Below are 17068 nucleotides of genomic sequence, written 5' to 3'. Positions count from 1 at the left end.
TATAGCATAAACCTGCGGCCAGCACGTGTTGTCCGACCGCAGGATTAAATCAGAACGTCATGCCCACTTGCACACCCGCCCCCCAGGTCTCGTCTTCGCCGTACAAGCCCATTAAATCAACATGAACCAGGTCGAGAGGCGCGAAACCTACACCTCCGGTAAAGACATTACTTTCCCGGGAGCGCATATCGGCACGATAACCGGCACGCACTGCAAGCCATGGCAGCGGAGTAATTTCTGCGCCAATGCCCGCAAACTGCGAGTTATCTTCACTCTTAAAGTTTTTGGTTTCGGTGAGATCAACATCGGTCGTCAACACCAGCAAATCGCTGTGCCATGCGACACCGGTGGTGACCAACGGGCGAATCTGATAAGTATCTTTGAAACCTCCAACCTCTTTAGTATCGATATCACGCGACACCAGATTTTGCCCGGTTAAACCTACGGTCCAGGAATCACCAAAGTCTGCCGCTAAACCGGCATCGATGTTAAAACCGGTATTGGAATTACGATTTCGACTGTCACGAAAATCATCTTTCTTATACTGATAAACCGAGGTGCTGTAGTTATACAACCAGGTCTGTTGCAGCTTTGGCGTTACGCCAACCGAGACAGGCACCCCGCCCACATCAAATTTGTGCGCTATTGCAACGCCGTAATCCGAGACAATGGCCGCACGGCCAAAGCCTTTTGAGGTGAGTTGTTGCACATCACTTGGTTTAGGGATAACCGTCCCGTTGGCAATCCCATCAAGATAATCAAGGTCGTGCCGTGTAATGTCTGACGTGACCTTCGCTGTCCCATAAACCTTCGCCACAAACGCAAACGGCAAAGTTTCATTTGGGATACTCACAGCGATTGCACCACCCGCTTTCGCGCGAGCCTCATCTCCCCTGACATTTTTCAACTGCGCAGAGAGAGCTGCCGCATCGTGTCGGATCTGTCGATACAGGCGAGGATCCCGAATAATCTGCTGTAAGGGGATATTGGCATAATTCAGATAATCCTCAGCCGAGTTGCTGATGTCATCAATATTATCTTGCAGGTTATCGGGGTCAGTTATTTGCATTCCGACTGAAGGTATCAGGAGTGCGGCATTATCGCCCTCCTGACTTCTGGTGAGTAAAGCGGGGTTAATCAGTACTGCACTGCTCCACCGGGAAGATGCCACACCGGTGCCTCCCATCGCATCATTGCGAGCTTCTGTCCATGTCCCAGCTGCATTCGCGTTATTTGCTATAAATAAAAAAGCGGCATTAATTGCCACTAAAGATTTGTTTTTTATCATTTACTACCCGCCGTCTTACTTCCGATTAATGAATCAGCCCCTGTCGGTCGAAAACCAACAGGAGTGAATAATGCTGTGAAGAAAAGACTCAATAGCGGGTGGACTCACCCAAATGGCATCCCCGAATCAATCCGTCCGGGTTAATATTTCTTTATTTCCTATCGTGTTATTTATACTTTACCGTTGGATTTTCGTGAAGGCAGACCATCGTGCGGGCCGAAAAATTGCGGGGGATGGTCAATCCAGCGATCTTTACGTTGTGCTGCGTAAGAGGGGTTTAAGGGGTAGTAAATTCTGTTTTCGGCTTTGTTGGCCTCGCCCACAATCAACAACCGGACTTCATGTTCCGTATTGTTGATGAAAGTATGGCAAATGCCGGTTCCGGCCGGGAAACCGACACTGTCACCTGGCTCAAGCGCGTGAAGATGGCCATTGATCCACACCTGCGGATGCCCTTCCAGAACATATGCATACTCCTCCTCGCTACTTTCCGCATGGGGATAGGACGTGCGGCGACCAGGCAGCAGGCGTTCATGGTGAATTCCCAGGCGTGTCAGCCCGAGTGTGCGAGCCAGTGGCGCGCCAATAGAAAACAATTCTGCGCTGTCTGGATAAGTTGAGTCATCTTCACCTTCCAGTTCTTTCCAGTGGCGAATGCAGTCAGGTTTATTCATAACAAACTCCGGGATAGTCATCTCAAAAGGATGCGGCAAGAATGGCGCACCACTCGGCGTTTTTTGCGCGTTGTGATAGAGTGTAGGGCTAATCTACAGGGGAATGCTGATGGACATCACGACTTCACAAAACGTGTTAGCGCAGGCTGAAAAACTATGCGAGCAGCGTAATGTGCGCCTGACGCCTCAACGCCTGGAAGTGCTGCGTTTATTGACGCAACAAGCGGGTGCAATCAGCGCTTATGATTTGCTGGATTTATTACGTGCCAGTGAACCACAAGCCAAACCTCCGACGGTTTATCGTGCGCTCGATTTTCTTCTCGAACAAGGCTTTGTGCATCGTGTTGAGTCTACTAACAGCTATGTGTTGTGCCATCTGATTGATCAGCCGACTCACTCATCTGCGATGTTTATTTGTGACAGGTGTGGTGCGGTGAAAGAACATGGTGCGGAAGGTGTTGAAGATATCATGCATCAGCTGGCGGCCCAGTTAGGGTTTGCTCTGCATCATAATGTTATCGAAGCACACGGTTTATGCAGCGCTTGTGCAGAAGTTGAAGCTTGCAGTCACCCAGAAGCATGCGGGCATGACCACACGATTCAAAGTAAGAAGAAGTCACGTTAGTAAGATCGAATAATTAGCAGAGATAATTCAAGTTGTATCGCGGCGGCAAGAGTACGCATCCCGATGAGCTTACTCAAGTAAGCGATTCCGGGTAAGTGAACGTAGCTAACAAAGAGACAGCTTGAAGTATGAAGGATAGTTCGGTACATCCTTGTACCTGGGCAGGGCAGCCTTTGAGAGTTAACACATCTGAGGGATGAGATTACCAGCGGTAATCGTTACGTTTTTCCCAATCAACGACTTCTTTCTCTGCCTGTTCTTGTTCGTATCCATAACGTTCCTGGATTTTACCTACTAGCTGATCGCGTTTCCCTTCAATGACAGTCATGTCATCATCAGTTAGTTTGCCCCATTTCTCTTTTACTGTGCCTTTGAACTGTTTCCAGTTACCGCCGATTTCGTCTTTATTCATAATGGTATCCTCATCGTTCGGTTAAGAACTGCTAAAAGAACTAACATCGTCCAGATGCTGCCGTTTGGCTGACACTGTTTCTGCTGGACGTGATAATAATTGTAGTCAAGGATATGGCAGTCTGGAGAAAACTAAGAATATTGAACCATAGCGGTAAATATCATCATGCTGACCTGGTCCATAATTAGGTGGTAAATCAGCATGCTGCATGTAGTTTAAAAACGCGTCAGGAGTTGTAACTTTGAGTTTCAGCGGGGAACCATGTGTTGTCACGCCAGTGGCGTCGCCAAATCCATCCCAAAGACAGCCCACGCAGCGCGAGAAACACCGCTACGGATAACCACAAGCCATGATTACCCAGATAAGGCACTGTCAGTAATGTTAGCCCAAAGCCCACGGCCGCCACTGCCATACTGTTTCGCATTTCTGCACCACGTGTTGCGCCAATAAACATGCCATCTAGCAGATAGCACCAGACACCCACCACCGGTAAAACAATCTGCCATGGCAAATAGCGATCGGCTTGTAGCTGCAATTCTGGAATAGAGGTCAGAAGCGACACGATGTTTTCACCAAACAGCGCGTAAACGACGGCAAACATCAGCGCTACCAACCCTGACTGGCGGCAGGCCGCACCCCAGACTTCGAGCAACTGCCCACGATTTCTGGCACCAAATGCCTGCCCCGAATGGGCTTCAACGGCGTACGCAAACCCATCAAGTGCGTAAGCGGTGAAGGTGAGTAATGTCATCAGTACCGCGTTAACTGCGACAATTTCATTGCCTAACCGCGCACCAAAAATAGTCACTGAAGCGAAACACACTTGCAGCAGCAACGAGCGCAGCATGATGTCCCGGTTAAGCGCCAGCAGACGCCGGACGTTTCCGCGCCAGGCTTTTATCAGCATCTCAACGCTGATTCCCCGCAGACCCATCACCTTTTTCACCATCAGCAACCCGATGATAAATGTGGCGTATTCTGCAGTGACCGTCGCTAACGCCGCACCCTGAACATCCATGTGCAAGCCCATCACCAGCCACACATCCAGCACAATATTCAGCACGTTGCCGACCACCAGCAAGATAACCGGTGCGCGCGCATATTGAACGCCTAATAACCAACCGAGTAATACCAGGTTAGCCAGTGACGCAGGAGCGCTTAGCCAGCGGATCTCAAGAAATCTTCGCGCCTGCAAGAGCACATCCTGGTTACCGCCAACAATTTGTAATGCCAGGGAAATGAGCGGTTCACGCAGAGCGACAATCACCACACCTGCACCCAGTGCCAGCAATAAAGGTTGCACCAGGGCACGCGCTAATGCCGAAGGATTATTAGCCCCGAAGGCTTGTGCGGTTAAGCCGGTGGTACTCATGCGCAGGAATAGCAGAAGCATAAACAGGAAACTGGTTGCCGTAGCGCCAATAGCGACACCGCCAAGATAGACAGGGCTATCCAGATGACCAATAACTGCCGTATCGACAAGACCGAGCAATGGCACAGTGATGTTGGAGAAAATCATGGGTAGTGCGAGGCGCCAGAGGGCTTTGTCTGCCGGTGCTAACATTATGATAGCCAATCCTGGGAGGATATTTGAAGTATTGAGAGGCGATGCGCACGGTAGCGCATCACCTGAAGAGATTTACAGCCAGTTGCCGTTGCGAATAACCCCAACCGCCAACCCTTCAATAGAGAAGTTATGCTCGCGCAGGTCAACCACAATCGGTTCAAACTCGCTATTTTCAGGAAGAAGATGAACAACATTACCCTGCTGTTTTAAGCGCTTAACGGTAACTTCATCATCAATACGCGCGACCACAACCTGGCCGTTACGCACATCCTGAGTTTTATGAACCGCCAGCAGGTCACCATCCATAATACCGATGTCTTTCATAGACATCCCACTGACGCGCAGCAGGAAATCAGCATTAGGTTTGAACAGTGATGGATCAACCTGGTAGTGGCCTTCGATATGCTGCTGTGCAAGGAGTGGCTCACCTGCAGCAACACGCCCAACCAGCGGAATACCGGTAATTTCTTCGACCAGCAAGCGGATGCCGCGCGACGCACCAGAAACAATCTCAATGACGCCTTTACGGGCAAGTGCTTTCAGGTGCTCTTCAGCGGCGTTTGGAGAACGGAACCCCAGACGTTGAGCAATCTCGGCACGAGTCGGTGGCATGCCGGTCTGGCTGATATGATCCCGAATAAGATCAAACACCTCTTGCTGCCTGGTAGTTAACGCTTTCATTCCGCCCCCTGGGTGTTTATACAGTTATGCTGTGAGTATATACAGTCAAAGGCGATTTTGGAACCACAAATTAAGCAAAAAACCAGCCACTTAACTATTCTGGAAAGATCATCGCAAATGCTGCCAAAGTAGTGTGACCCAGGTAATAACTGCGAGGATAATGGCGATTAATACAGCAGCCGAGCCCATGTCTTTGGCGCGTCCAGAAAGCTCGTGGTAATCCGTGCCAACGCGGTCAACAAGGGATTCAATCGCGCTATTGAGGATCTCAACGATCATGACCAGCACGACCGATCCAATCAATAGAATACGGGTGATAGGGTCAACATCTAACCAGCAGGCGATGGCAATGGCGATAACCGCACTCACGCCTTCCTGGCGGAACGCAGCTTCGTTAATCCAGGCTGCTTTGAGCCCTTTCCATGAATAGCCTGCGGCTTTGATGATTCGGGTAAATCCGGTGACGTTACTCGCCATTTTGGGAAACCTTTTCAAAATAATTGGGTCAATGCGTATCTATATCGCAACGCCACAGAAATCTGGATGAGATTCTGATATTCTTGCGGCGAAATTGCATTATTAACCTGAGGCTTTACATCGTTTATGTCAGGCTGGCCAAGAATCTACTACAAATTACTTAATTTACCATTAGGCGTTCTGGTAAAGAGCAAGTCCATTCCGGCAGATCCACAAGCCGAACTGGGCTTAGATCCCACACGCCCAATAATGTATGTGCTGCCTTATAACTCTAAGGCGGACTTATTAACGCTGCGCGCGCAATGCCTCGCGCATGGCTTGCCCGACCCTCTGCAACCATTAGAGATAGACGGAGCGGTACTGCCGCGCTACGTCTTTATCCACGGTGGCCCGCGTGTATTCACGTATTACACGCCGAAAGAAGAGTCGATCAAGTTGTTCCATGATTACCTCGACTTGCACCGTAGCAATCCAAATCTGGATGTGCAGATGGTGCCGGTATCGGTGATGTTTGGCCGCTCCCCAGGCCGCGAAAAAGGCGAGGTTAATCCGCCATTAAAGATGCTCAATGGCATCCAGAAGTTTTTCGCCGTGACCTGGCTTGGTCGCGATAGTTTCGTGCGTTTCTCGCCACCCGTCTCACTGCGCAATATGGCAACCGAGCACGGTACGGATAAGAAGATTGCACAGAAACTGGCTCGCGTTGCACGCATGCACTTTGCTCGCCAGCGTTTAGCGACCATTGGGCCACGTCTGCCGGTACGTCAGGACCTGTTTAATAAGCTTCTGGCATCGAAAGCTATCGCTCGCGCTGTCGAAGATGAAGCCCGCAGCAAGAAAATCTCCCATGAAAAAGCGCAGCAAAACGCTGTGGCATTAATGGAAGAGATTGCAGCTAACTTCTCATACGAAGCGATTCGTGTGAGCGACCGCGTGCTGAGCCTGACGTGGAACCGCTTGTACCAGGGGATCAACGTTCATAACGCTGAGCGTGTGCGCCAGCTAGCTCACGATGGTCATGAGATTGTTTATGTCCCATGCCACCGCAGCCACATGGATTACATGTTGCTGTCTTACGTGCTTTATCACCAGGGGCTGGTTCCTCCGCACATCGCGGCGGGTATCAACCTGAACTTCTGGCCAGCCGGTCCGATTTTCCGTCGCCTCGGTGCGTTCTTTATTCGGCGTACCTTTAAAGGCAGCAAACTCTACTCCACCGTATTCCGTGAATATCTGGGTGAGCTGTTTAGCCGTGGCTATTCCGTTGAATATTTCGTGGAAGGTGGTCGTTCTCGTACCGGGCGCTTGCTCGACCCGAAAACCGGCACGTTGTCGATGACCATCCAGGCCATGCTGCGCGGCGGTACTCGCCCTATTACATTGGTGCCGATTTACATTGGCTACGAACATGTAATGGAAGTGGGAACTTACGCTAAAGAGCTGCGTGGTGCGACCAAAGAGAAAGAGAGTTTCATGCAGATGGTGCGTGGGCTGAGTAAGCTGCGTAACCTTGGTCAGGGCTATGTGAACTTCGGCGAACCCATGCCGTTGATGACCTTCCTTAACCAGCGTGTTCCTGAGTGGCGCGATTCCATCGACCCAATCGAAGCGATCCGTCCTGCGTGGCTGACGCCGACGGTTAATGAAATTGCCGCCGAGCTGATGGTGCGTATTAACAACGCAGGGGCGGCGAACGCCATGAACCTGTGCTGTACCGCGCTGTTGGCCTCGCGTCAGCGTTCACTTACCCGTGAACAACTGACAGAGCAGCTCAACTGTTACCTGAGCTTGTTGCGTAATGTTCCGTATTCACCGGACGCGACCACACCAGACCAGACAGCTGAGCGGCTTATTGAACACGCGTTGCAGATGAACAAGTTTGAAGTAGAGAAAGACACTATCGGTGACATCATCATTCTGCCACGCGAGCAGGCGGTGCTGATGACGTATTACCGCAACAACATCCTGCATATGCTGGTGTTGCCTTCTCTGCTGGCCGCGATCATTACTCAACATCGTCGCATCGAGCGTAGCGAACTGCTGCGTCAGGTTGCGTTACTTTACCCGATGCTGAAAGCGGAGCTGTTCCTGCGCTGGAGCACCACAGAGCTTGCCGGTGAAATTGACATTTTGCTCAATGAACTGGCGCGTCAGGAACTGGTTACGCTGGTTGGTGATGACGTGCAGATTAACCCTGCGCGTTCACGCACCATGCAGTTACTGGCAGCGGGTGTTCGTGAAACACTACAGCGTTATGCGATCACCTTCTGGTTGCTGAGCGCGAATCCGTCGATTAACCGTGGGACACTGGAGCGCGAAAGCCGCACCGTTGCCCAACGTTTATCTGTTTTGCATGGTATTAATGCACCGGAATTCTTTGATAAAGCCGTCTTCACCTCGCTGGTCTTAACCTTGCGTGATGAAGGCTATATCAGTGACACCGGAGATGCTGAGCCAACCGAAACCATGAAGGTCTACCAGATGCTGGCGGATCTGATCATGCCGGATGTGCGTTTGACGATTGAAAGTGCGACGTCGCAGGCTGCGACTGAGTAATGCCCTCACCCTAACCCTCTCCCACGGGAGAGGGGATTGCCGGTTTTCTCCTTCTCCCTTGGGGAGAAGGCCGGGATGAGGGGGATGTTTAGAAGTGTACGTAGCTCAACACCAGACCAATAAACAGCACCAGCCCAACGTAGTTATTATTCAGGAATGCACGGAAACAGGCATCGCGGTCACGATTCGCCGTCAACCGTTGCTGATGGATAAAGAGACCACCCGCCAACGCAATTGACCAGTAGAAAGCGCCGCCTAATCCGTTCAGCCAGCCAATCACGGCCAGCAAAACCATCACCACTACCTGCAAAATCCCGATGATCAAATTGTCATACCGTCCGAACAGTATCGCCGTGGATTTGATACCAATTTTCAGGTCATCATCGCGATCAACCATCGCATATTGTGTGTCGTAGGCCACTGCCCAGCAAATATTGGTTAAAAACATCAGCCAACAGCTTAGCGGAACAGATTCACTGACCGCCGCAAATGCCATCGGGATCGACCAACCGAACGCCGCACCCAAAACCACCTGTGGAAGATGGGTGTAACGCTTCATAAATGGGTAAACCCAGGCTAACGCTAATCCCGCAACCGACAATAAAATCGTCATGGTATTCAGTGTCAGCACCAGTAAAAATGAGAGCAGCACCAGCACCACAAACAGGATGCGCGCCTCTTTTTCACTGACGGCACCGCTCGGCAGTGGCCGATGGGCGGTACGTTTTACGTGACCATCAAACTTGCGGTCAGCGTAGTCGTTTACCACACAACCCGCGGCGCGCATCATCCAGACTCCGGCGATAAACACACATAAAATGGTCAGCGGTGGTACACCCGGCGTCGCAAGCCATAACGCCCATAACGTAGGCCATAACAATAAAAGCGAGCCAATCGGCTTATCCAGCCGCATCAGGCGTTGGTATGCCTGCAATTTGCCCTGTTTCAGACTCCACTCCATTATTTTTCCTCTGCATACAGCGGAGAAGCGGGAAGGAATAACTCGGTCAGTACCAATGGCTTTCCGGCTAATCTCAGGCGGGAACGACGCCCCCACAACTCCGCATTGCGTCCAATCTCAATAAAATCCCTTGTCAGGGAAGATGCACTAAACAGATAACGCCCGAGCGGCGTAGTGCCGAGTCGCTGCAAAGCAAGCTCAGGCCCTTCAAGAGTTGATTCCGGTACCACCGTGCGCCCAAGCAACCAGGGTTCCTCGTCACCGCAGAGCACAACTTCGCGCAACCAGTAGCGTTTAGCTTCTGGCATCATCTCAGCTTCGGGGAAATCGACAGGCGAATCAAAAAAACCTTCACGTACAATGCGGACAGTGACACGCGAACAATACTGTTCAAAGCGTTTAGTCATTGAGTCTTCAAGCAACAACCAGTCAAGAAGCGATGCACTCAGCCCCTCGGGAATCGTAGCCTCAAAACGTAAGGCGCGCAGTGGCGAAAGCGCGTCAGACATGTGAATTTCTCCGAAACAAAACCGAAAGTTATTGTAACGCAGAATAGGTATGGCGGGGGATTCAAAACACCTTCTAAATCATTCAGGTTGAATCAAGGCGGCAATTGGGAGTCAGCTTGAAGTGGGAGCAAAGTTGCCCTAAATAGTTCGAGTGGCATCAAGGCGGCAAACGAACGAATCCCTATGAGCTTACTAGAGTAAGTGATTAGGGTGAGTGAGAGCAGCCAACGCCGAGGCAGCTCGAAATATGACGGGCAAAAAAAGGTGCGCTCAGTGAGCGCACCAATACTTCAAACATCAGCATTGCGGGGAGACGGTTACCCCTTGCCTTTTACACTGCTGATAAAAGTTTTACGGGCAGAAGTGGATCCCAGACGTTCTGCTTCATCCAACAGTTTCAGGGCTTTATCGACATCCCCTTTGTCTACTGCTTGCTTGATAGCCTGGTTGAAGTAACTTTCTGTATCGTTAAGCATTGGCTCTTTTTTCACAGCTGGCGCAGGAGCGGCAACTGGAGCTGGAGCTGAATACGTTGGCGCTGGTGCCGCTGATGTCGCGGCTACCGTTGCTGCAGGCGCTGCGTAAGTGGCTGCTGGTGCGGCAGTATTCCCGACAGTGACCGGGCCTGGGCCTTTTGAACCAAACAATGGCCCAACCAAAATGCTGGAACCTGAAGAGGTTCTGACTTTCAGCGCCAGCTCACCTTCTGTGCCATGGCGGGCAATTGGGTCTGGAATATCCGGAACAGCGTTACCATTACCCTTGGCATAGGCTTTCGCCGGGTCAACCATGGTCGTGGTTTGTTGTAAGTCTTTGTTGGTGGTAAAGACCAACAGATAAAGTTTTTGTTGCCCCAACGCTGGGGTTAATTTCATTACGCCTTCCAGACGATTGGACGACATCACACCTGGCTCTTCATAAGCAAAGAAGCTGGATGGGAAGTAGGCTGCAGGCGTCATGTTCTGGTCAAGTACCAACACGTTTGGCGCAAATACAGAATCGTTCTTCACTTCACTGGTGAGCGTAATCGTCAGCTCACCGATGCTTGCCGGTACGCTGTAGGCTGCAACTGGCCCGGTAATATCGCCGACATTCAGGCTCTGGCCAGTGGTGGCGAGATTAGTTTTTTGAGTGTTCGTTTGGTCAACCGGAGTCCATTGCAGTTGTTGCAATGCAGAGGCCGGGATGGCAGGTGCGGCAGAGAGATCCTGTGGCACGATGTTCACATCAGCCAGGCTTACGCCGGGCAGGCTGGCGAGCAACCCTGAGGCCAGGCAGAGTGCGATGAGACTTTTTTTCATTTTCATTGTTATAAACCTCGACTGGGAAGTCGGTGGAAAGTTAGCCAGGCAATAGCGCTTTCCATCGAAACAGGCATTGGCATACAAGGGTAATAACGAGGGGTTCAGTGGCGAACCCCTCATCGTTTCATAACATCAGGCTAAAGCTGTATTACCACCAGATTTCCATCTGGGCACCGAAGGAGAACTCGTCGTTATCGCCGCGGCTAGTAGAGAAGTTACCGTTACCGGTTGAATCGGAGATAGCAAAGCGAGTTGCGTTGCCGTCACCATTTTTAGCGTAACCCCACTTCTCATCCCATTTAGCGTAAGTTGCGAACAGACGCAATGCTGGACGTGACCAGATGCTGTCGCCTGCTTGCCATTGTTGCGCCAGGGTAATTTTGTACTGACCGTTACGTTCGCCAGTTTCCTGGGATTTCACGTTGTCGTAGCCAACTTCCAGCAAGGTGCTCATGATTGGCGTCCATTTGAACATTGGACGCACACCGATGGTGTACCACTCAGTACCCTGGTTATCATCCATATCCAGGTTCTGGTACATACCGACATACATCAGGTCCCACTGGTCTGCCAGGGTGATTGCACCGTGGTCGAGAACACGGATCATGTTGCCGTCGTTGTTGATGCTGCCGCCCTGCGCCTGACCTTTACCATTTGAGGTCATAGAGTCAGTTGCGTACTGGACTACGAATTTGTTGAAGCCTTTCATCATGCTCTGGGTGTGTTCAAGAGTCCCCATCCAGCCGTCTTTAGACGCGCCAGGTTGCAGATAATAGTCATCAGGAATGTTGGTGTGGCCGTAATCTACGCCCAGTTCCAGGGTACCGCCTGGGTTGGTTTCAATACCTGCCCAACGCACGTCAAACACGTCGTTTGGAACTTTGTTGTTGTAGGTACGTTCGCCAGTCACTGGATCGAATTCAGCAGCACCGGATGAACCACCAGATTCAGCAGAACGGGTGGCCGCAAAGGAGAGTTTACCTACGCCGACGTCGATGTTTTCCAGACCTGCACCAGGACCAGAAATATCCCAGTAGTAGAAGTCGATCATGTGAACGTCATGACGTTGATAGAAGCGCTTACCAGCCCACATATTGGCGCCTGGCAGCGAGTCGATGAGGTTTTTACCCTGCACGTTAAATTCACGGATTGCTGGAGTATTGCCATCTTCCCAGTCGTTCAACTGTGGAGAGTTATAGGCAATGTTGGAGTCGAAATAGAAGCTCTTATCGCCTTCTTTCCAGACTTCCTGGCCTAATTTAATTTCCGCGTAGGTTTCACATTCGTTACCAAGACGGTATTTAGATTGAGCACCTGTTGCCTGGAAACATTCTTGTGGGCCGCCGCTACCGGTCCAGCCGATACCAGAACGGGCATAACCGTGGAAATCCACAGCCAGAGCCTGAACAGACATAACGCCTGCTGCTACGGCGACTGCCAGTGGAAGTTTGCGCAGAGTAATCATCGTTCTATCTCCTGAATCATTGCTTTTCTTTTTTATGGGAATGCTTAAACACCTGGCTCTTGATGCAGCCGACGACATGCAGTGCCATCCTCACGGAACAGATGGCAACGCTCTGGCGGCAAGCCAATAGCGAATGTGGCACCCTCTTTTACCAACACCACGTCATTCTGGCGGTACACCAGGTTCTGACGGATGGCGGGGATTTGGATATGAATCTGAGTTTCATGACCGAGTTGCTCGACCACTTGAACTTCACCTTCAAGAGTGACGTCAGCGATCTCGCTTGGCAGTAGATGTTCCGGGCGAATACCAAGGGACATATTGGCGCCGACCTGAACTTCTTTGCTCTCAACCGGCAGCCAGACTTGCTGACGGTTAGGTAATTCAACCTGCACCTGATCGATTGCGGTTGCGGTCACTTTCACTGGCAGGAAGTTCATTTTTGGCGAGCCAATGAAGCCCGCAACGAAACGATCTGCCGGATAGTGGTACAGCTCGAGTGGCTTACCGACTTGCGCGACACGGCCTGCGTCCAGCACCACGATTTTGTCGGCAAGCGTCATCGCTTCGACCTGATCATGAGTCACGTAAATCATGGTGCGCCCGAGGCGTTTGTGCAGTCGGGAGATCTCAATGCGCATCTGCACACGCAGCGCCGCATCAAGGTTTGAAAGAGGTTCATCGAGCAGGAAGACACGCGGTTCCGCCACCAGCGTACGGCCAATTGCCACACGCTGACGTTGTCCACCAGACAGCGCTTTCGGGCGGCGCTCTAACAGATGCGCTAATTGCAGTGTTTCCGAAACCTGAGTGACTCGCTGATTAATTTCACTTTTCCTGGCGCCCGCCAACTTCAGGCCGAAAGACATGTTTTCTGAAACAGAAAGATGGGGATACAAAGCATAAGACTGGAACACCATGCCCACACCACGCTCAGCAGGTGGAATGTCGTTCATGCGCGTTTCGCCAATGAATAAATCACCGCTAGTGATAGTTTCCAGCCCCGCGATCATACGTAACAGTGTGGATTTTCCGCAGCCTGACGGGCCAACAAAAACCACGAACTCACCTTCCTGGATGTCCAGATTGATATCTTTCGATACCACTACATCGCCCCAGGCTTTTGTTACGTTCCGTAGCTGTACGCTTGCCATGTACTTCTCCCTTCATTCCGTCACGATGCTAATTGGCAGGTGATTCAAGATGTGTCGGACTATGACGGATCTATACATTTGGTAACTCCTCCACCCTGATGTTTTTTATGGGGGAGGAGGCGGGAGGATGAGATGTCGGTTTCTGCAACCGGTTACAGTCTGCGCAAGAGATTTTCGTGATCGTGGTTTCAAAATTCCGAGGGGTTTTGTGTGCTCCAGGACACATAACTGCCAGTTATGTAATGGGGATCACAGATAATCGAGGTGGGGCGTAGGGCTAAGGAGGATGAGAAGCACTTGCCATCTGAGCAAACTGGCAACCGTAACGCGACCACCTTGACCTTGATGTATCCACGCGCAAACCACCATTCAAAGGATGGGACTATGAAAATTAAAACTGGCGCCCGCATCCTCGCTCTGTCTGCCCTGACAACGATGATGTTTTCCGCCTCTGCACTGGCAAAGATAGAAGAAGGCAAACTGGTTATCTGGATTAACGGTGATAAAGGCTATAACGGCCTGGCCGAAGTGGGTAAAAAGTTTGAGAAAGACACCGGTATTAAAGTCACCATCGAACACCCGGACAAACTGGAAGAGAAATTCCCACAAGTCGCGGCGACCGGCGATGGCCCGGACATCATCTTCTGGGCACATGACCGTTTCGGTGGTTACGCACAATCTGGCCTGTTGGCCGAAATCACTCCAGACAAAGCTTTCCAGGACAAACTCTATCCGTTTACCTGGGACGCCGTTCGTTACAACGGCAAAATTATTGCTTACCCAGTCGCGGTTGAAGCGCTCTCTCTGATTTACAACAAAGACCTGGTACCTAATCCGCCAAAAACCTGGGAAGAGATCCCTGCGCTGGATAAGCAGCTGAAGGCGAAAGGTAAGAGCGCGTTGATGTTCAACCTGCAAGAGCCGTACTTCACCTGGCCGCTGATTGCTGCTGACGGTGGTTACGCGTTCAAACTGGAAAACGGCAAATATGACGTGAAAGATGTGGGCGTGGACAGCGCAGGCGCGAAAGCGGGCCTGACCTTCCTGGTCGACATGATCAAAAACAAAAACATGAATGCGGATACCGATTACTCCATCGCAGAAGCGGCCTTTAACAAAGGCGAAACCGCGATGACCATTAACGGCCCGTGGGCATGGTCCAACATTGATAAGAGCAAAATCAACTACGGCGTCGCGCTGCTGCCAACCTTCAAAGGCAAACCTTCCAAGCCGTTCGTCGGTGTGCTGAGTGCTGGTATCAACGCAGCCAGCCCGAACAAAGAGCTGGCGAAAGAGTTCCTGGAAAACTACCTGATGACCGACCAGGGCCTGGCTGAAGTCAATAAAGACAAGCCATTGGGCGCGGTTGCTCTGAAATCTTACCAGGATCAACTGGCGAAAGACCCACGTATCGCCGCCACCATGGATAACGCCCAGAAAGGTGAAATCATGCCAAACGTGCCGCAAATGGCTGCGTTCTGGTATGCCGTTCGTACTGCAGTCATCAACGCCGTTAGCGGTCGTCAGACTGTTGATGAAGCGATGAAAGACGCTCAGGGACGTATTACTAAGTAATCACTTCCCCCTCACCCCGACCCTCTCCCTAAAGGAGAGGGAGAAAACCGGACGATCACCTCTCCCACAGGAAGAGGGAAAAAACCGGACGATCACCTCTCCCACTGGGAAAGGGAGAAAACCGGACGATCACCTCTCTCGCTGGGAGAGGGAGAAAACCGGACGATCCCCTCTCTCACTGGGAGAGTGAGAAAACCGGACGATCCCCTCTCCCACTGGGAGAGGGTTAGGGTGAGGGTGGTTTCAGATGATGAGTTTTGAGGAAGACCCCATGGATGTTGTGAAAAAGAGCCACTGGTGGCAAAGCGATGTACTGAAATGGTCAGTCATCGGGTTGTTAGGCCTGCTGGTAGGTTATCTGATTATCTTGATGTACGCCCAGGGGGAGTACCTGTTCGCCATAATGACGCTGATTTTAAGCTCGCTTGGCCTCTATATTTACGCTAACCGCAAGGCATATGCCTGGCGCTATGTTTACCCGGGTCTTGCCGGTATGGGGCTGTTCGTTCTGTTCCCGCTGGTTTGTACCATTGCCATCGCCTTTACCAACTACAGCAGCACCAACCAACTGACGCAGGAACGTGCACAGCAAGTGCTAATGGACCGCCAATATCAGGCGGGCAAAACCTTTAACTTCGGTCTCTACCCGGCGGGTGATGAGTGGCAACTGGCCCTCACCGACGGTGAATCCGGTAAGAATTTTATCTCCGACGCCTTTAAATTTGGCGGCGAGCAACATCTGAAACTGAAAGAAGCGGATGCCCTGCCCGCGGGTGAAAAAGCCAATCTGCGTGTGATTACCCAAAACCGCCAGGCGATGACGCAAATCACCGCTGAAATGCCTGATGAAACCACGCTGACCATGAGCTCCCTGCGCCAGTTCTCCGGCACGCGCCCGCTGTATACCGCTAAAGAAGATGGTGAGCTGACAAACAACCAAAGCGGCGTGAAATACCGTCCGAATAACCAGATTGGTTTTTATCAGTCTGTGAATGCCGACGGCAACTGGGGCAACGAGCAATTAAGCCCGGGCTACACCGTGACAATCGGTTGGAAAAACTTCTTACGCGTCTTCCATGATGAAGGTATCCAGAAGCCGTTCATGGCGATTTTCGTCTGGACGGTTATCTTCTCAATCCTGACGGTGATCCTGACTGTGGCGGTCGGCATGATATTGGCGTGCGTCGTCCAGTGGGAGTCCTTGAAAGGCAAAGCGATTTACCGGGTGATGTTAATTCTCCCTTACGCAGTGCCTTCGTTCATTTCCATTCTGATTTTCAAAGGGTTGTTCAACCAAAGCTTCGGTGAAATCAACATGATGTTGAGTTCGCTGTTTGGTATCAAACCCGCCTGGTTTAGTGACCCGACCACCGCGCGTTCAATGATTATTATCGTGAATACCTGGCTCGGTTATCCATACATGATGATCTTGTGCATGGGCTTGTTGAAAGCCATTCCAGATGACCTGTATGAAGCCTCGGCAATGGATGGCGCAGGCCCGTTCCAGAACTTCTTTAAAATCACTCTGCCGCTGTTAATTAAGCCGCTGACGCCGCTGATGATTGCCAGCTTTGCCTTTAACTTTAACAACTTCGTGCTGATTCAACTGTTAACCAACGGCGGACCAGACCGCCTGGGCACCACGACGCCTGCGGGATATACAGACTTGCTGGTGAGTTACACCTACCGCATCGCGTTTGAAGGCGGCGGTGGCCAGGACTTTGGACTTGCGGCGGCTATCGCAACGCTTATCTTCCTGCTGGTTGGGGCATTAGCGATTGTTAACCTGAAAGCCACCCGCATGAAGTTTGATTAAGGAG

Annotated in this window: 15 protein-coding genes; 4 read left to right on the top strand and 11 right to left on the bottom strand. The window is 51.3% G+C overall.

The features are described 5' to 3' along the window. Window positions 1–49: 49 nt before the first annotated feature. Both WBL83_RS22110 and WBL83_RS22105 read right to left on the bottom strand, forming a co-directional pair. Window positions 50–1288 (bottom strand): conjugal transfer protein TraF, encoded by a 1239-nt coding sequence (locus WBL83_RS22110; protein WP_424591127.1) that lies wholly within the window; start codon window positions 1286–1288, stop codon window positions 50–52. A 170-nt stretch (window positions 1289–1458) separates the two neighbouring features. Then, window positions 1459–1962, bottom strand: a complete 504-nt coding sequence (locus WBL83_RS22105; RefSeq protein ID WP_424591126.1) for a cupin domain-containing protein — start codon at window positions 1960–1962, stop codon at window positions 1459–1461. 109 nt (window positions 1963–2071) lie between these two features. Between WBL83_RS22105 and zur the strand changes: the two genes are divergently transcribed. Next, complete coding sequence (zur, locus tag WBL83_RS22100) at window positions 2072–2587, top strand: zinc uptake transcriptional repressor Zur (protein ID WP_424591125.1); 516 nt, start codon at window positions 2072–2074, stop codon at window positions 2585–2587. Window positions 2588–2789: 202 nt separating this feature from the next. Here the strand turns inward: zur and WBL83_RS22095 are convergent, their stop codons facing one another. The 4 genes from WBL83_RS22095 to WBL83_RS22080 all read right to left on the bottom strand — a co-directional run bounded on the left by WBL83_RS22095 (window position 2790) and on the right by WBL83_RS22080 (window position 5724). Further along, complete coding sequence (locus WBL83_RS22095; protein WP_424591124.1) at window positions 2790–2999, bottom strand: CsbD family protein; 210 nt, start codon at window positions 2997–2999, stop codon at window positions 2790–2792. Between the two features lie 226 nt (window positions 3000–3225). Then, the gene (gene dinF / locus WBL83_RS22090; protein WP_424591123.1) at window positions 3226–4563 is read right to left on the bottom strand and encodes an MATE family efflux transporter DinF; all 1338 of its coding nucleotides are present in this window, start codon (window positions 4561–4563) and stop codon (window positions 3226–3228) included. 75 nt (window positions 4564–4638) lie between these two features. After that, on the bottom strand, window positions 4639–5247 hold the full coding sequence (gene lexA / locus WBL83_RS22085; protein ID WP_424591122.1) for a transcriptional repressor LexA: 609 nt from the start codon (window positions 5245–5247) through the stop codon (window positions 4639–4641). 108 nt (window positions 5248–5355) lie between these two features. After that, a complete protein-coding gene (locus WBL83_RS22080; protein ID WP_424591121.1) occupies window positions 5356–5724 on the bottom strand; it encodes a diacylglycerol kinase in 369 nt (122 codons plus the stop codon). 126 nt (window positions 5725–5850) lie between these two features. Between WBL83_RS22080 and plsB the strand changes: the two genes are divergently transcribed. Then, a complete protein-coding gene (plsB, locus tag WBL83_RS22075; protein WP_424591120.1) occupies window positions 5851–8280 on the top strand; it encodes a glycerol-3-phosphate 1-O-acyltransferase PlsB in 2430 nt (809 codons plus the stop codon). A gap of 88 nt (window positions 8281–8368) precedes the next feature. On the opposite strand, the gene ubiA is transcribed toward plsB, so the two are convergent. The 5 genes from ubiA to malK form a co-directional block, all read right to left on the bottom strand. Beyond that, window positions 8369–9241 carry a 4-hydroxybenzoate octaprenyltransferase gene (gene ubiA / locus WBL83_RS22070; RefSeq protein WP_424591119.1) on the bottom strand — a complete coding sequence of 291 codons (873 nt, stop codon included), beginning with the start codon at window positions 9239–9241 and terminating at the stop codon, window positions 8369–8371. Further along, window positions 9241–9750, bottom strand: a complete 510-nt coding sequence (ubiC, locus tag WBL83_RS22065) for a chorismate lyase (protein WP_424591118.1) — start codon at window positions 9748–9750, stop codon at window positions 9241–9243. Before ubiC ends, ubiA begins: the two co-directional genes overlap by 1 nt. A 317-nt stretch (window positions 9751–10067) precedes the next feature. Further along, window positions 10068–11057 carry a maltose operon protein MalM gene (malM, locus tag WBL83_RS22060; protein WP_424591117.1) on the bottom strand — a complete coding sequence of 330 codons (990 nt, stop codon included), beginning with the start codon at window positions 11055–11057 and terminating at the stop codon, window positions 10068–10070. Between the two features lie 145 nt (window positions 11058–11202). Then, window positions 11203–12519 (bottom strand): maltoporin, encoded by a 1317-nt coding sequence (locus WBL83_RS22055; protein WP_424591116.1) that lies wholly within the window; start codon window positions 12517–12519, stop codon window positions 11203–11205. A gap of 44 nt (window positions 12520–12563) precedes the next feature. Further along, a complete protein-coding gene (gene malK / locus WBL83_RS22050) occupies window positions 12564–13673 on the bottom strand; it encodes a maltose/maltodextrin ABC transporter ATP-binding protein MalK (protein ID WP_424591115.1) in 1110 nt (369 codons plus the stop codon). Between the two features lie 384 nt (window positions 13674–14057). On the opposite strand from malK, the gene malE reads away from it, so the two are divergent. Beyond that, complete coding sequence (gene malE / locus WBL83_RS22045; RefSeq protein ID WP_424591114.1) at window positions 14058–15248, top strand: maltose/maltodextrin ABC transporter substrate-binding protein MalE; 1191 nt, start codon at window positions 14058–14060, stop codon at window positions 15246–15248. A 271-nt stretch (window positions 15249–15519) separates the two neighbouring features. Then, window positions 15520–17064 (top strand): maltose ABC transporter permease MalF, encoded by a 1545-nt coding sequence (gene malF, locus WBL83_RS22040; protein ID WP_424591276.1) that lies wholly within the window; start codon window positions 15520–15522, stop codon window positions 17062–17064. Window positions 17065–17068 lie beyond the last annotated feature (4 nt).

It is taken from the genome of Buttiauxella sp., assembly GCF_049686335.1.
Classification (GTDB): domain Bacteria; phylum Pseudomonadota; class Gammaproteobacteria; order Enterobacterales; family Enterobacteriaceae; genus Buttiauxella.
The sequence above is the reverse complement of the archived record's forward strand: the minus strand, read 5'-3'. Positions and strand labels throughout refer to the sequence as shown.

What these genes read in the sequence shown, in the direction of transcription:
- malK (WP_424591115.1), bottom strand. Translation starts at nt 13,673, where the DNA reads ATGGCAAGCGTACAGCTACGGAACGTAACAAAAGCCTGGGGCGATGTA.
- malF (WP_424591276.1), top strand. Translation starts at nt 15,520, where the DNA reads ATGGATGTTGTGAAAAAGAGCCACTGGTGGCAAAGCGATGTACTGAAA.
- WBL83_RS22080 (WP_424591121.1), bottom strand. Translation starts at nt 5,724, where the DNA reads ATGGCGAGTAACGTCACCGGATTTACCCGAATCATCAAAGCCGCAGGC.
- WBL83_RS22110 (WP_424591127.1), bottom strand. Translation starts at nt 1,288, where the DNA reads ATGATAAAAAACAAATCTTTAGTGGCAATTAATGCCGCTTTTTTATTT.
- WBL83_RS22095 (WP_424591124.1), bottom strand. Translation starts at nt 2,999, where the DNA reads ATGAATAAAGACGAAATCGGCGGTAACTGGAAACAGTTCAAAGGCACA.
- lexA (WP_424591122.1), bottom strand. Translation starts at nt 5,247, where the DNA reads ATGAAAGCGTTAACTACCAGGCAGCAAGAGGTGTTTGATCTTATTCGG.
- malE (WP_424591114.1), top strand. Translation starts at nt 14,058, where the DNA reads ATGAAAATTAAAACTGGCGCCCGCATCCTCGCTCTGTCTGCCCTGACA.
- WBL83_RS22055 (WP_424591116.1), bottom strand. Translation starts at nt 12,519, where the DNA reads ATGATTACTCTGCGCAAACTTCCACTGGCAGTCGCCGTAGCAGCAGGC.
- ubiA (WP_424591119.1), bottom strand. Translation starts at nt 9,241, where the DNA reads ATGGAGTGGAGTCTGAAACAGGGCAAATTGCAGGCATACCAACGCCTG.
- WBL83_RS22105 (WP_424591126.1), bottom strand. Translation starts at nt 1,962, where the DNA reads ATGAATAAACCTGACTGCATTCGCCACTGGAAAGAACTGGAAGGTGAA.
- ubiC (WP_424591118.1), bottom strand. Translation starts at nt 9,750, where the DNA reads ATGTCTGACGCGCTTTCGCCACTGCGCGCCTTACGTTTTGAGGCTACG.
- zur (WP_424591125.1), top strand. Translation starts at nt 2,072, where the DNA reads ATGGACATCACGACTTCACAAAACGTGTTAGCGCAGGCTGAAAAACTA.
- dinF (WP_424591123.1), bottom strand. Translation starts at nt 4,563, where the DNA reads ATGTTAGCACCGGCAGACAAAGCCCTCTGGCGCCTCGCACTACCCATG.
- plsB (WP_424591120.1), top strand. Translation starts at nt 5,851, where the DNA reads ATGTCAGGCTGGCCAAGAATCTACTACAAATTACTTAATTTACCATTA.
- malM (WP_424591117.1), bottom strand. Translation starts at nt 11,057, where the DNA reads ATGAAAATGAAAAAAAGTCTCATCGCACTCTGCCTGGCCTCAGGGTTG.